This window comes from Thermicanus aegyptius DSM 12793, from assembly GCF_000510645.1.
Taxonomy (GTDB): domain Bacteria; phylum Bacillota; class Bacilli; order Thermicanales; family Thermicanaceae; genus Thermicanus; species Thermicanus aegyptius.
In genome coordinates, this window is record NZ_KI783301.1 from 2,729,363 (window position 1) to 2,744,013 (window position 14,651).

A 14,651-nucleotide genomic window follows, 5' to 3' on the forward strand; every position below is an offset into this window, starting at 1 on the left:
TTCGACAAATGTTAGCATTTCCCTGTTTGCAGTGTCAAACAATTCTAAAGAAAACAAGGTAAAAATAAAAAAAGCCCATCGGGCTGGGTTATCCAATATACGTAATGGTGCCGGTGGAGGGACTCGAACCCACACCCTTTCGGACGCGATTTTGAGTCGCGCGCGTCTGCCAATTCCGCCACACCGGCATATTATTATATTATAACACAAGTTGAATCATATTGTCCACAATAAAATTTTTACAGATTTTTACATTCGAACAACTTGACTCATTTATCATTTCGAGGTAATGTCGACACACCAACCGCACACAACTCCACCTCTCAACGTCGCTACAAAAGCGAGGCGGGTCAAAAGCGGTTGAAATTTACGGAGTTTGGCGATGCCTAACCGGAAAAAGCGAGGTCGACATTTCGCAAACCCCTTATCTATCAAGGCGTCCCGGCATTTCGCGCGAACCAAAACCGCCTCGTACAATTTTGAGTCGTGCGCGTCTGCCAATTCCGCCACACCGGCATAATCTATCGATTTCAATTACTTTCGCAAATCCATTCTATTTCTGATTCCCGTTCTCCGGCATCCGACTTCTGATTTCCGTAATATGGCGTGCCCGGAGGGATTCGAACCCCCGACCTTCTGATTCGTAGTCAGACACTCTATCCAGCTGAGCTACGGGCACATGAAGTATTCGAATTGGGGAAATCCCGCATCGATGAAATGGTGCCGAGGACCGGACTTGAACCGGTACGGTAGTCACCTACCGCAGGATTTTAAGTCCTGTGCGTCTGCCAATTCCGCCACCCCGGCACATGAAGAAAATGGAGCGGATGACGAGGCTCGAACTCGCGACCCCAACCTTGGCAAGGTTGTGCTCTACCAGCTGAGCTACATCCGCAAGTTTATGGCTATTGAAATAAAATGGCTGGGGTGGCTGGATTCGAACCAACGCATGACGGAGTCAAAGTCCGTTGCCTTACCGCTTGGCTACACCCCAATTTGACGATCAACCAAAGAACCCGTACAAAAGTTATTTTATTATTTTTTATTTCTTTTATCAAGGGGAGTTCATTCCTTCCCCTTAAAACGATGCCCCCGAGCGGGGATCGCTATACGACCTATGGTGGTGGCTCGAGACGGAATCGAACCGCCGACACGAGGATTTTCAGTCCTCTGCTCTACCGACTGAGCTATCGAGCCATCTGTTCATACATGGCGGTGCTGACGGGATTTGAACCCGCGATCTCCGGTGTGACAGACCGGCATGTTGACCCCTACACCACAGCACCACGAGTGCGACAATAAATATTGGTTGCGGGGGCAGGATTTGAACCTGCGACCTTCGGGTTATGAGCCCGACGAGCTACCGAACTGCTCCACCCCGCGATCTGAAGGATCACAGAAGATTCATGCGGATGGTGGACGGTGACGGGATCGAACCGCCGACCCCCTGCTTGTAAGGCAGGTGCTCTCCCGGCTGAGCTAACCGTCCTTTTCAATGTAAATGTAAAAGCGGTGAGGTGTAAGGGAAGATTGGTGACCCGTAGGGGATTCGAACCCCTGTTACCGCCGTGAAAGGGCGGTGTCTTAACCACTTGACCAACGGGCCGTCTCCGAACCGCGCCAAAGTTCCTTACACGAATTTCGTTTACCGTCTTCAACTTCTTAACTGGTGCTCCCGACAGGAATCGAACCTGCGACCTCATCCTTACCATGGATGCGCTCTGCCTACTGAGCTACAGGAGCATAGATGGCGGATAGGGTGGGATTTGAACCCACGGTACGGCTTATAACCGCACACACGATTTCCAATCGTGCTCCTTCGGCCACTCGGACACCTATCCATGGCTCCGCAGACAGGACTCGAACCTGTAGCCTACCGGTTAACAGCCGGTTGCTCCACCATTGAGCTACTGCGGAATAGTAGGGGCAAGACATATCATACTATGAAACCCATCGGGTTTTCAAGTCTTTTTTCCGAAAAGGGAAACACGATCGATACGGCAGCGACGTTTTTAAATATACCATCAATGCACCGGTGAAGTCAACAGGTTTTTTCTCCCTAATTTACTCCATTTCCCCATACTCTTCTCTTTGAACGTTTGCCAACCCATCCAATAAGGAGCGGAAAAGGGCGGGATATTCTTCCTCGCGAATGGTGCGAAAATCGAGGCAGAAGCGGTCTTGCACAATCCTTCCGATGACCGGAGGATTTGTTTGGCGAAGGGCTCTTTCTAATTGGACGGGACGGACTTGATCATGGGATAGAAGAAGCGCCCAGCTCGGAATCACATGGGTAGGCAGGGTACCTCCACCCACTTCGGATGAGACTTCCCCTAATTCAACCCGCCATTTCCTCTCCTCCATTTCGTTTAGGATGCTTTCAAGAAACCTTTCCGCCTTTTTCTTTACCTGGTCTGCGGGAAGGAAGAGATCCCTTACGATCGGAATCTTCTCCATCGCCCGCTTCGAGTTCAAGTAGAGACGAAGGGTCGCTTCCAAGGCCGCCAATGTAAATTTATCCACCCGGAGAACCCTGGCCAATTGGTTCTTTTTCAACCGCTCGATCCATTTCCGCTTTCCGGCGATAATGCCTGCCTGGGGTCCGCCGAGCAATTTATCCCCACTGAAACTGATGAGATCCGCACCGGACGAAAGCGTCTTTCGTGCTGACGGTTCATTTCCAAAGGAATGCCCCGGAAACTCATCCAAGATTCCACTTCCTAAATCCTGGTAAACTGGTAAACCGTATTTTTTCCCTATTTCCGCCAAGGCAGAAATCGCCACTTCCTGGGTGAACCCGACCATGCGGAAATTACTGGGGTGCACTTTAAGTAGAAGAGCGGTCCTCTCGGTAATGGCCTTCTCATAATCGCCTCTATTTGTCTTATTCGTGGTTCCCACTTCCACCAGGATGGCGCCGCTCTCTCGCATGATCTCCGATACCCGGAAAGATCCACCGATCTCCACCAGTTCTCCCCGGGAAACGATCACTTCCCTCCCGGCCGCCAATTCCCTCAAAACGAGAAAAACGGCGGCCGCATTATTATTTACCACCATCGAGGCTTCCGCCCCGGTGAGACGACAGATTAATTCCTCCACATGGTCATGACGCGACCCTCTCTCCCCCTTTTCCAAATTATATTCCAAATTGGAATAGGACCGGGCGATTTCCACCATCGCATTGACCGCTTCATCGGAGAGAGGGGCTCTTCCCAGATTCGTATGAAGGAGAATTCCCGTCCCATTGATCACCCGTTTCAATTGCGGCTGAAACCTCGCCTGAATCGAGGAAGAGATCTCTCCCATTACTTGCTCCTCGTCTACCACTCTGCGTCTCCCTGCCAAGATCTCCTCACGAATGGTTTGTAGAAGTCCTGCCACTTCTTGGGCCAAATATTCCCGGGAGCAGATGCCTTCCTCCACCCAACGACGGATCGGCGGATAATCCAGCAGCCGATACACCGCAGGGAGGCGGCGGAGATCAGCCTCCGTTTTATTTTCATCTCCCCTCTGTATGGGGAAAGACTCCCCCTTCATTCTGCAGCCTCCTTCCAACCAACCGTTTTTGACAATTCCCCGAAAAAAAGTAGAATTTATGCTATAAGAGCCTGAAGGCGGTGTGGTTATGCGTGATCTTCCCATCGAAGAAATTTTCCTGAATAAAGCGTATCAATATGTCGATGTAAGGGCTCCTAAAGAATTTAATGAAGCCCGTATCCCAGGAGCCGTCAACCTCCCTTTGTTTTCAGACGAGGAGAGAGCCGAAATCGGCATCTTATATACGAATAAAGGACCGGAAGCCGCCAAATGGAGGGCGATGGAGATGGTCTCCCCGAAGATTCCCCACTTGATGGAGGGGCTAAGGAAAATTATCCGGTCGGGAAAAGAGCCTGCCTTGTACTGTTGGCGGGGAGGAATGCGTTCAAAAGCCGTAGCTACCTTTGCCGGCCTAGTCGGCCTCTCAGGGGTACGCCTGATTGGCGGCTACCGAGCCTATCGTCAATATATTCTGGAGCACTTAAACGAAAGCCTCATCCCCGACCATCTCTTTTACCTTCATGGATTAACCGGAGTGGGAAAAACGAAGGTTCTCCTCGCCTTACAGGAAAAGGGATGGCCAACCGTCGATCTGGAAGCCTTCGCCAATCATCGAGGCTCCGTATTCGGGAATTTTGGCTATGGGGAGGCTTATAACCAAAAGATGTTCGATTCTCTTCTCTACGAAAGGCTCTTCACTTTAAAAGGAAGCCCCTTTCTGATTCTCGAAGCGGAAAGTCGCCGCATTGGAAAAGCGACCCAACCTGATTTTCTCTTAGCGGCCCGGGAAAAAGGGGTTCATCTCCTCCTCACTGCCGATCTTGAAACAAGGGTCACACGACTCTATGAAGAGTATGTAGAGCCATATCTCTCCCACCGTGATTTTAAACCGCGGGTGGAGCATGCCTTAACGCTGATCGCGAAGCGAATCTCCCCGGCAGCTGCCAAAGAGATGGCGGATGCGCTCAATCGGGAGGATTATCCTTCCTTCATTCGCCTTCTTCTCCTCTACTACTATGATCCCATGTATCGGCATAAACAGCAGGAATATGAAAGCTTATATCGCGAATTTGATGTGACCGATCTGGAAAAAGGCGTCGGGGAATTGGAATCCTACTTAAACAGCGAGATTCCTGAACCGCTGCTCCACCCGTGACCGATTAGATCTCGTTTTGATTCTCTCCTCATTATTCCACCAAGAATTTCTCCCGCACTCGCTGCCAAAAGGGGAAAATGCGATACCGGGCAAAGCGGAGCTTCTCCGGTGCGACCTGCATCCGTACCCGGGTAAGTCCCGTTATGAAATGTTCCTTTCCATCAATCCCAACCAGGATGTCGCGATCCGGGTTTTTGGGATAGAGGTCGAGGACGTGATGGGCAGGCAAGATAAAGGAGCGGTTTAACGTGCGGAATTCCCGGTTATTGATGGCGGCCAGCTCCGAAACCTGAATGGCCTCAATGGAAGGATGAATAATGCTCCCCCCTACGGAATGGTTATAACCGGTGGAACCGGAAGGAGTGGAGACGATGATGCCGTCCCCTCGAAAAGACTCGAAGCGCCGCTCGTTGATCCACACTTCCAGCACAAAGGTGGAAAGGGTTTTACTGCGTAAAATCACCTCATTCAAAGCGAGATGGCGGTTTACTTTCCCTGTGCCCAGCTCAAAACGGGCCTCCACCAAGGGGTAATCCACCATCCGGGGCGTTTTGAACAAAAGATGATGGAGAAAATCCTCCGCTTCATCCCTGTCCCAGTCTGCATAAAAACCAAGGCGCCCTGTATGAAGACCGACCAAAGCCACCTCAGGACGGTAAAATTGGTGAAAAGCCTCAAGCATCGTCCCATCTCCACCGATGGCGATCACCAACTCAGGCTCCTCGCTCCTTTGCCATTGATGCTCTTGGAGTTTTTCTTCGATCCATGCTGCAATTTCCCTGCTCTGGGAGTCTTCTCGTACCACCAATTGGTATTTCTTCACAACCTATCCTCCTAGTTTTTCTCTCCTGGACCCACTTGATTCCTGAGCACCCCGATTTGATCAATATGAACCTCCACCACATCTCCAGGACGTAAGTAACGGGGAGGAGTAAAGCCCTGTCCTACTCCGCTCGGCGTCCCGGTCGCCAGGATATCGCCGGCTTTTAACGTCATGCCTTGGGAGAGAATATGTATAAGTCTGGGAATGGAGAAAATGAGCTGATCGGTCTTTCCGTCCTGCCGTTTCTCACCATTTACGTAAGTTTCAATATGAAAAGGTTGGGACATAAGATTGCCTTCATTCACGAGAAGGTAGGGCCCAAAGGGGGCAAAGGTATCAAGGCTTTTCCCCTTAAAAAATTGCTGATGCCTCTTCTGCAGATCCCTCGCCGTCACGTCGTTAAATATGGTGTACGCGAAAATATAGTCAATCGCCTCTTCTTCCAGGATATTTCTCCCCCCCTTACCCAGGATGACGGCCAATTCCCCTTCATAATCTATCGCGTTCGTAATCCCGACATGGGGATCAATCTCATCGAGATGGCCGATCACGGTGTTTGGCCCCTTTGTGAAAAAGAGGGGATATTCCGGGATTTCACCACTGCCTGTAAAGTTGCTCACCTCTTTTACGTGTTCTCTATAATTTTTCCCTACACAGTAGAGATTTCTCTCCGGGCGATAAGGAGGTTTTAAGCGCACCTCTTCAAAAGGGATTCCTTCTTTCAGGTTTTTTAATACCGAAAGGTCCCTCTCTTCATCCTCGATGTAAGAAAGGAGTGTGGGATACCCCAGCTCTTCCGGAACCGGAAAAAAGGCCTCTTCTCCCCACAACCCCCATCTTTCTTTCCCTGTTTTTCGATGTAGTACCGTTGCCAATTTCATATACGTTCTCCTCCCATTCGATACAAGAGATGAATGACACTTTCAAACTTCCTCAACGGGGCGTGAATTTCCCGTCCATCTCTCTCCATTGCCGGATGACGCTCTCCATATCCTGTGGAAGAGGGGAGGTAAACCTCATCTCCTGTTCCAAAAAGGGGTGGAAGAAAGAAAGTTGATGAGCATGAAGAGCCTGTCTTCTTATCCATCGTTGATCTCCACCGTAGAGAGGGTCTCCCAGGAGAGGATGACCCAAATGGTTTAAGTGAACCCGGATCTGATGCGTTCTTCCTGTTTCTAATTCTAAACGAAGGAGGCTGCCTTGGCTATACTCTTCCACCACTTGATAATGCGTAACCGCACGCTCCCCTGTTTTGGAGACTCGCCTTCGGGTGGGATGATGCCTGTCCCTCCCGATGGGGAAATGGATCGTTTCTTCCTTTTTTGGCAAAGTTCCTGCGATGATGGCTAAGTAGATCCGCTTCACCCGTCTTTCCCGAAGTTCCTCATCCAAAATGGAATGGGCCAGCGCGTGCTTGGCCACCAGGAGTAGGCCTGAAGTTTCTCGATCCAAACGATGGACATGCCTTACCTTGGTACGTAAACCCTCTTGGTAGTAATGGTAAGCCAGCGCATTGGCCAGGGTGCCTTTTTGGCCTACTTCAGTGGGATGAACCGATATCCCTGCCGGCTTATCCACGATGAGCAGATGTTCATCTTCATAAGGGATGAAGAGGGGCATCTCTTCCGGCTCCACACCATACTCTTCATCGGGGAAGAGGAGGACTTGAAGAAGATCTCCTTCCCGGATGTTTTTTTGCAGGGAAACCTTTTCACCGTTCAGTCGGATGCCATCCATTCTCGTTAATTTTTGCAATTTCCTGCCGGAGATGTGCATACGCTCCCGCAAGGCTACTTCAAGGGGAATCCCCCCTTCCCCTTCTTCTACGCGAAGCATCCACCACTTCCCTTTTCGAAAGGGACGACCCATTTCCATCCACCTCTCTCTCCATTATACCTTTTTTAATAGGATAAGAAAAAGCCTGAAAAAATCAGGCTTTTATGGTGATGCGGTATTTCCGGGAGGGACCTCCCCCCCTCCATTTTGAGGTGGATTTGCCGAAGCAGGCGGCACGGTTCCTTGATCCGGAGGAGTTTGTTCTCCCGGTGTTTCTCCTTGGCCTGAAGGATTCGTCCCGTCGGTGGAAGGCGCGTTCCCACTCCCCGGGTCATTTCCATCCTTTGATGGGCTGCCCTTCGAGTCGGTAGGGGGTTGAGCTGCCTCCGGACTATTTCCGGTATTCGTGGAATCCTTTTGATTATCCCCCGCATCATGAGCAGGAGGGTTCGCTTCCTTGGTCGTCTCTTTTTTCGGTTTAGCGGTCGATTTTTTCACCACTTTTTTCACCGGTTCTTCATCGTTCGCAGGATCAACCAGAGCCAATCCCTCTTCTTCCGTCATGCCCATGGCGGCCCACAGTTCATGACGTATGCGATCGATCTCTTCTTTTGAAAAGAGCGTGTAGCTAACTCCGTCCCAATACGCATTGGCCTCAATCGTCTCAATGGCCGAGGAACCTACGGGAGCAAAAGTATTGGCAAGCCCAATGATTTCATCCTTTGATAAGTCGGTGGTGATATGGTCGCCCACAATGTCAAGAATGCCGAAGATGTGGGAAATTCCGGCCAGGGACTTGACTTTGTCGGCGACGAGCCTGATCACTTCCCTCTCCCTTTCATTCCGCTCAAAATCGGAGGAATAATACTTCGGGCCACGATCATCATGGCGGTGGCGGACATAATCCAGGGCATTCTTTCCATCTAAAACCTGGAGCCCAGGCTGAAGATCGATGCTGGTGCCATCGGTGGGATCGTGATAAACCAATCGACGCTCCACGTTCACTTCGATGCCGCCCAGTTCATCAATCACTTTTCTAAAACCTTCAAAATCGACCGTCACATAATGTTCAATGGGTATGCCCAGAAATCCCTCCAGCGTCTTTTTCACCATGCGGATACCCGTCATATTGACCGGCTCTTGGTTCCGTTCCGCTTTTAACCGCTCCGATTCGCCCCGGGCATACGCAGAGTTGATTTTGGCATATCCCACATCCGGGATCATGACCCGGGTATCTCTGGGGATGGAAAGGAGCTTTACTTTCTTCTCCTTCGGTTGCACGACGGCCACGATCATGACATCGGTATTGAGAAGACCCAAATTTTGCCTGGAGTCTTTGCCAAGGAGAACCATGGCGAAGGGGTCTTCCGAAAAGGGACGACTGGGGGGAGGCGAATTTTTCTCCTCATCGGTAAGCGGTTCCCCATTCGTTGTAATTTTATCCAGTACCGAATTTACTTTTATATATGCATAAACGACCCCGGATCCCAAGAGAACGACGAAAACGATGACAATCCACTGCCAGCGTTTTAACTGCAGTCGCTTTCGTTTTCGACTGCGCGTTAATTGTGGTTCCATCATGAAATACCCCTTTGTCTCAAAAAAATTTTTCTTCTTTTCCTCTATGATTCATCTCTATGTTTACTGCTTCGTATTTATTAACGGTAGCCCGGTCCCTCCTTTATGTTAAAAAACCTTTTTTCCCGTTCCCTTTCCAGCTTATACGAAAAAAGTGGAAGATGCAATGAAAATTCTTGAAAAGCGACGGTTTTCTCCTTTCCATTTACCGCTCCAATTCCTCCCGGATCCGTTCCAACTGTTCGGAAGAGCCGCTAATCAACAGGCGGTCTTCCAGCTCTATGTGGGTCTTTCCATGGGGGATGATCGATTGATCTTCTCTGTAGATGCGAAGGACAAGGGCGTCTCCCAACAGATGAAGATTGCGAAGGGCAACCCCATGATATTTTTCATTATTTACCTTAATCTCCCTTAACCCTTCATCCTGATGGGTAAAGATTCGGATGGCATCCGGATGTTCAATCAACCCCATCAGAAGGGTATAAGTGGAATAGAGGGTGGAAAAGTGGGTAAGCCCCAATCGGTTCGCCTGTTCCTGATATTCCGTCTGTTCAAGGCGGAGGATGATCCTCTTACCCTTTCCTAGCGATTGGGCAGTCTCTGCCAATTGCAAATTCCGCTCATCGGAACTGGTGGCAAAGACCTGAATCTCTTTTTGGAAAGCCCCTTTCTCTTCAAGAAACCTCCTGGTTAGTTCCTCCACCTCCGTGATCTGAACGTTTAACTTCTCGTGGCCCTCCCTCCCCTCTTCCTGCCTGGTTCCATACAATTCTACCTCATATCCGTCGTGGATGAGATCCCTTGCCGTGAGAATCGTAAAGGGACTGACCCCTACGATGGAGACCGTGATCTTCCTTTCCTCCGGAATGGGGAAGAGCCGGGCAAAAGAGGCAGGAGCGATAAAACTGGTAAGAACCGCAGATACTATGAGGGAAGCCGCCACGTCTTGGGCCATAAGTCCCAAGCCCTGAGCAACCGTTACCGCCGCGATCAGCAGACTTAATGTAGAAGTGGTAAGAATCCCCGTCCCAAAAGCCTCCCGGAGAGAAAACCAACGCAAGAGGAGAAAGCTAGGGAGGAGTTTGGTTAAAAATAAGGCGAGAAGTAAGAGGGGGAGAAATAGGAGTACCCGTCCGTTCTCAAAGAGGGAAAAAAGATCAAGGCGGACCCCTACCATCACAAAAAAGATCGGGATGAGAAACCCATACCCAAAAGACTCCAGTTGTCGGACAAAGGCAGGTTCCGGTGAGAGAAGCGAGAGGGTCACCCCCGCCAGAAAGGCGCCAAGGATGCTTTCCGCCCCAAAATTATCGGCCAGAGCGGCAAAAAGAAGAAGAAGGGCAAAGACACCCCGGGTTCCCAGTTGAGCGGCTCCTGTAAAAAATTTGGGATTTACCTTTCCCTTTCTGGAAAAGGCTAAAAGAAGACGATAAATGGCAAAAAACAGGACAAATAGAACAAGCAGAAGAAGAGCCTGCCCCCTATTCTCCGATTGAAGGGAGACATAGAGAGAAAGCAAAATCATGGTGACGAAATCGGCGATCACCGTGATGAGGAGAATCGTTTGGCCCAGGGAAGTGTGCATCATCTTCCGCTCTTTCAGGACCGGAACGACGATCCCTAACGAGATGGTGGAAAGGATAAGGGTCATCAGGAAAGGATCCCGAATAAATCCAAAGTAGGCAAAGAGAAAGGAACAGATCGCCGATAAGAGGAAGATAAAGAGGAAGAGGAGAGAGGCGATGAGAAAGGGATTTCCCTTCCCCTCTTCTCTCTTCGACTTTTGTCGCATGGGAAAGAGAGAGAAATCAATCTCCAGTCCGGAGAGAAACATCAGATAGATAATCCCAAAGAGGGAGAGAAGGTTTAGCCACTGATCTTCATGGATGAGGTTAAGCCCGCTTTTTCCAATCAGTAAGCCGACCATAATCTCCGCCACGACAAAAGGAATAAAGCGCACTCGGAACCTGGCCAAAAGAGCAGGGACCAGGAAAGAGAGGAGGACGACAATCATCAGGGAATTCAGTGAGGCATTTTCCGTCAATCATTCCTTCCTCCTTTCCTCCAATTTTCTTTCTATTCTATATGGGAGTCCCCATTCATGTCAAAAAAGAGAGAACCCCCAATGAAACGGGGGTTTTCTTTTTTGACTACCTTAAACTCTTTATCCCAATCAACCTCCTTCCTCCCTGGAACTCATCATAAACGCTAACAAATTGATAGGAACCCATCACCACTTTTTCCGACGGCAGTGTTCCGTCAAAGGTAAAGGTTTCCGTCTGGTCAACATTGGAATTTCCCGCATCCGAGGAGAATTCAAAGGTAATGCGCCGATCCCCGAAGTTTGCGGTCACTCCCGATTCTTTCTTGATGCGGATGGTTCCTGAATAGCCTATTTCCGAAGAGGTTTGTATAAACTGGAATGTATAGGGGTATATGGAGATGTTGCTAAGATTTCCGGTTGGAGAAGTGACTTCCTTTGGCAGGGCGAAGGCAAACGCATTGCTCACCCCTTTATCCTCGATGCTTTCTCCCAGGATCAGACGGGTCGTCTCCGTCTTCGTTCCCTCCGGCATCTCGGCGGAAACCGTGATCACCCCACTGCCTCCGGGCATCAGGTTGGCCACTTCATCGATCTTCGCCGGATAGAGTCCTCCATCTTCGCTCTGGAAAAAGGCGGTCATTTTCGTATACGGAAGACCTCTTCTCTCCATGTTCTTCACTTCAACCCGGCTCGCCATAATGACCCCGTTTAACGTCATATAGGTTCTGGCATCGGCCACCTTGACAGAACGCTGATTCCCAGGCTGGCCAAAGAGGGCTTCTTTATCCGTCGGGATGAGATCTAACCTCAAGTTTCCTTCCACGAAACTAAACTTCGGCAGGTTACTCAGGAGAATTCGCTTTCCGCCTTCGCCTACTTTTTCCTTAAGCTGTACCGTTCCATCATGGAAGGTCACATGGTACGGAAAGGGAGCGCTTAAGGTGTAAGCTACCGTATCCCCCGGATTTAGGAGCGTCTCTTTTGTAGAGACAACCACATCTCCGGTGTATGTTCCACCGGAAAGAGAAGCGGAACCTTCAAAAGCGGGGAGGGTGAAAGGCTGATCTCCGGTATTCTTTACGGTAAAGCGGGCGGAGAGAAGATCCTTGTCGCTCCAGGGGAGACGCTGCACCTGATCCAGCGTAATCGTCCCCTTTCCATTGGGCCCCAAAGGAAGGGAGAAAGGCGTGCCAAAGGGGATACTCGTTCCTTCATCCACCGGTGAGCCGACCGTGGCAAACGCACGAAAAACGGTGATGGGAACCAGCACGGACCCCTTATCATCCCCATAGCTGTTGAGGAGATAAAGCCCTACCTTGGTAAGGTCCACACTGGCGGGGAGCGTTCCGGTTAAGGCGATTCGTTTCTCCATGAGGGGAAGGAGCATCTCCCCCGAACCTCCTTGCTGCCCTCCTGCCGGAACCTCTCCGCTCGCCGTGAAGGGATAAGCATAGCCGTTTTCCGTCACCAGCATGTATTGGTAATTGGGCAGCGGAATGGGCTGATATCCTTTATTGGTCAAGCTTAAAATGTAAGTTACTTCCTTATTCCCGTCTAGATCTACTTGACCCCCTTCCTCCACCTTGGCGATAAGGGTATTGTGGGTGAGGGGAATCGCCTTCGTGATCGATTTTCCGAGCAAGGGGATGGAAGGAGCATGGATGGGGAAAATCCCGATTTGTCGTTCAAAATTGGGTTGGGAGAAGTCCCATTTGATCAATTTAACCTGCAGGTCCTCCACCTTCACCCCAAAGGGGAGCTGAGTGTAAAACAGGAATGTTTCCGTCTGGCCCGGATAAACCCGGGTTCTCCCCGGATCCACCATGTTAATGGGGTAACGGCTCCCCGATTTCGTCTGCAGGCGAATCCAATAATTATAAAAATCGATCATCCCGCTGCTCCGATTCTTCAGTTCGAAGGTAAACGAGACCGCCTGACCCTCTTGGTTCGGAACGGCGAATAATGTCTTAAGCTCTATCGTTCCCATTCCCTCCAGGTTAAGGGGTTTCGAGAGAGGAACCCATGCAGGGGCGGAAGCGGCCCGCTCAGAATAATAAGGCGGTAAAAAGGAGGTGATCAGAATGAAACTAATGAGCAGCAGAGTAACAATGGTTCGACGGTGCATCCTACACCTTCCTTTCTTATTGATGAAGGCGAACTTTTCAGGCTCCGACATCATCGTTCATTTCGTCCCTGGCGGAAAACGGATGGCTTTCCTCACCACCGTTAGGGCATTACGGGCATGGGGCGAACACCGCTGGCGCCGCCTACCGATTGCTGCGGAGATTGCTGCCCGTTCGTCATTAACCCTTTATTCAGATTATCGAGCATCTCTTGCCCTTTCTTTTGGTAATCGGCCAGCGCTTGCTGAACCGTCTTTTGTCCCGTGCGTGCCGCTTCAAATTCTTGTTGGCCGACCTGGTAAATGGACCAGGGATCAAGGCGATTGAATTTCGTATAGAAGGCATTGTCATCTTGCATGGGAGCGGGCTTCAGTGCGGTAAAGGCTTGCATGTTGATGTTTAACCCCGCAGGAGGCTGGTTGTACTCGGTCCGGGAGCTCAACTGCCAGCTCGCTTGAGACCTCGCTTTGGCCACTTTATCCCCATTCATGAATGCGACATATTCCCAGGCAAGATCCGGTTCTTGTGCCTTGGCGTTGATGGCCATCATCCCGTTGTAATAAACCAGCCCTCCGATATCGGAGCCCTCCTCCATCACCGGATAGGTGACCACATCCCAATCAAACTTCTCCGGCATCTGAGCATCAGGACCGAAATACATGTTACCGTTCATCACATCGTAAAGCTGGCGAATCTCCTCATAGCGCATCACCATCATGGCAGCCCGGCCGGAGATGAAGTCATGCTCTACAAAAGGCATCATCTTCCCGCCGTTTTTTTTCACCTGTTCTTCATAGTTAAAGGGCGGAGCAATGACTTCCTGTTTCTGCATGTCAATGAAGGTACTCCAAATCTTTTCATATTCAGGGGTATTTACCGTAAAGGTTTTAAAATCTTTATCAAAAGGGGAAAGCCCGGACTGACTGACAAACTGCTGCACCTGATTATAGAGATCGCCATACCCCATGGAGAGTCCATATTTTTTCTCCCCATTCTCTTCATAGGTAAGCTGACGGGCCAGATTAAAGATTTGATCCCAGGTCATGTGGTCTTTGGGATATTCCACCCCCCGCTTATCGAAGAAGGTTTTGTTGTAAAAAAGGGCGGCAGCGCTGAAATTAGGGGCGAGGGCATAGAGGGTCCCGTTCCCCATCTCCTTAATCCCGTCAATGACGGCCGGGGCGATGCCGGTGGTATCATATTTCTCTTTTTGAATGTAAGTATCGAGGGGTTGCAGCAATCCTTCCTCCACCAATTTGGGGAAGATAGCCACGTTATCGATGTAGACCACATCGGGGGGATTGGGGCCGGTCAAAGCCTCCCTGTAAATATCGATGGGTTCTATCGGCTTCGCATTGGGGTCCTTCATGTTTTGCTGTTGGGAATACATTTTTTGGTACAGTTGGTCCATATTGATCAATTCGGTGGTCACATTTTCATGGGTAATTTCAAACAGTTGACCGAAGTCTCGATACACCCATTCGCTGGCCAAAACTTTTAACGTCTTTGGCTGGCTGTTGACCGGCTCCGTCTGTCCGAAACATCCCGTCAGTAACGTCATGCCCATGCTTAAAAGAGCAAGAATCAAGAACCACTTGTTTCGTTTCATCACGT

Annotated in this window: 9 protein-coding genes and 13 tRNA genes; 1 reads left to right on the forward strand and 21 read right to left on the reverse strand. The window is 50.1% G+C overall.

Translation table 11 applies throughout. The annotated features are described in order from the left end of the window. Positions 1-105 precede the first annotated feature (105 nt). The 14 genes from THEAE_RS0114425 to selA all read right to left on the reverse strand — a co-directional run bounded on the left by THEAE_RS0114425 (position 106) and on the right by selA (position 3,537). Positions 106-188 (reverse strand) — tRNA-Leu (locus tag THEAE_RS0114425). A 414-nt stretch (positions 189-602) separates the two neighbouring features. Then, positions 603-679: transfer RNA gene (locus THEAE_RS0114430), tRNA-Arg, on the reverse strand. A gap of 39 nt (positions 680-718) precedes the next feature. Then, positions 719-807 (reverse strand) — tRNA-Leu (locus THEAE_RS0114435). A 12-nt stretch (positions 808-819) separates the two neighbouring features. Next, positions 820-895, reverse strand: a tRNA-Gly gene (locus tag THEAE_RS0114440). Positions 896-919: 24 nt separating this feature from the next. After that, positions 920-994: transfer RNA gene (locus THEAE_RS0114445), tRNA-Gln, on the reverse strand. 127 nt (positions 995-1,121) lie between these two features. Continuing rightward, positions 1,122-1,197 (reverse strand) — tRNA-Phe (locus tag THEAE_RS0114450). A 13-nt stretch (positions 1,198-1,210) separates the two neighbouring features. Beyond that, positions 1,211-1,286, reverse strand: a tRNA-Asp gene (locus tag THEAE_RS0114455). A 20-nt stretch (positions 1,287-1,306) separates the two neighbouring features. Continuing rightward, a tRNA-Met gene (locus tag THEAE_RS0114460) sits at positions 1,307-1,383 on the reverse strand. Positions 1,384-1,413: 30 nt separating this feature from the next. Further along, positions 1,414-1,489: transfer RNA gene (locus THEAE_RS0114465), tRNA-Val, on the reverse strand. Between the two features lie 42 nt (positions 1,490-1,531). Beyond that, positions 1,532-1,606, reverse strand: a tRNA-Glu gene (locus THEAE_RS0114470). Positions 1,607-1,667: 61 nt separating this feature from the next. Next, positions 1,668-1,743: transfer RNA gene (locus THEAE_RS0114475), tRNA-Thr, on the reverse strand. 5 nt (positions 1,744-1,748) lie between these two features. Further along, a tRNA-Ser gene (locus THEAE_RS0114480) sits at positions 1,749-1,841 on the reverse strand. Between the two features lies 1 nt (position 1,842). After that, positions 1,843-1,917: transfer RNA gene (locus THEAE_RS0114485), tRNA-Asn, on the reverse strand. A 147-nt stretch (positions 1,918-2,064) separates the two neighbouring features. Beyond that, on the reverse strand, positions 2,065-3,537 hold the full coding sequence (gene selA, locus THEAE_RS0114490) for an L-seryl-tRNA(Sec) selenium transferase (RefSeq protein WP_028987973.1): 1,473 nt from the start codon (positions 3,535-3,537) through the stop codon (positions 2,065-2,067). Positions 3,538-3,625: 88 nt separating this feature from the next. Between selA and mnmH the strand changes: the two genes are divergently transcribed. Continuing rightward, positions 3,626-4,693 carry a tRNA 2-selenouridine(34) synthase MnmH gene (mnmH, locus tag THEAE_RS0114495; protein ID WP_028987974.1) on the forward strand — a complete coding sequence of 356 codons (1,068 nt, stop codon included), beginning with the start codon at positions 3,626-3,628 and terminating at the stop codon, positions 4,691-4,693. Between the two features lie 31 nt (positions 4,694-4,724). Here the strand turns inward: mnmH and THEAE_RS0114500 are convergent, their stop codons facing one another. The 7 genes from THEAE_RS0114500 to THEAE_RS0114535 form a co-directional block, all read right to left on the reverse strand. Then, entirely contained in the window at positions 4,725-5,516 is a 792-nt protein-coding gene (locus THEAE_RS0114500; protein ID WP_028987975.1) for an NAD kinase, read from the reverse strand. An 11-nt stretch (positions 5,517-5,527) separates the two neighbouring features. Then, positions 5,528-6,397 (reverse strand): fumarylacetoacetate hydrolase family protein, encoded by an 870-nt coding sequence (locus THEAE_RS0114505; RefSeq protein ID WP_028987976.1) that lies wholly within the window; start codon positions 6,395-6,397, stop codon positions 5,528-5,530. A 52-nt stretch (positions 6,398-6,449) separates the two neighbouring features. Next, positions 6,450-7,391, reverse strand: a complete 942-nt coding sequence (locus THEAE_RS0114510; RefSeq protein ID WP_028987977.1) for an RluA family pseudouridine synthase — start codon at positions 7,389-7,391, stop codon at positions 6,450-6,452. A gap of 63 nt (positions 7,392-7,454) precedes the next feature. After that, entirely contained in the window at positions 7,455-8,870 is a 1,416-nt protein-coding gene (locus tag THEAE_RS21165) for an LCP family protein (RefSeq protein WP_169729998.1), read from the reverse strand. A 205-nt stretch (positions 8,871-9,075) separates the two neighbouring features. Next, positions 9,076-10,914, reverse strand: coding sequence for a cation:proton antiporter family protein (locus tag THEAE_RS0114525; RefSeq protein WP_028987978.1), 1,839 nt, complete (start codon positions 10,912-10,914; stop codon positions 9,076-9,078). Between the two features lie 106 nt (positions 10,915-11,020). Beyond that, entirely contained in the window at positions 11,021-13,039 is a 2,019-nt protein-coding gene (locus THEAE_RS0114530) for a hypothetical protein (protein ID WP_028987979.1), read from the reverse strand. Between the two features lie 101 nt (positions 13,040-13,140). Beyond that, positions 13,141-14,646: an extracellular solute-binding protein gene (locus tag THEAE_RS0114535; protein ID WP_028987980.1), complete on the reverse strand. Its 1,506-nt coding sequence runs from the start codon at positions 14,644-14,646 to the stop codon at positions 13,141-13,143. Between the last annotated feature and the right edge of the window lie 5 nt (positions 14,647-14,651).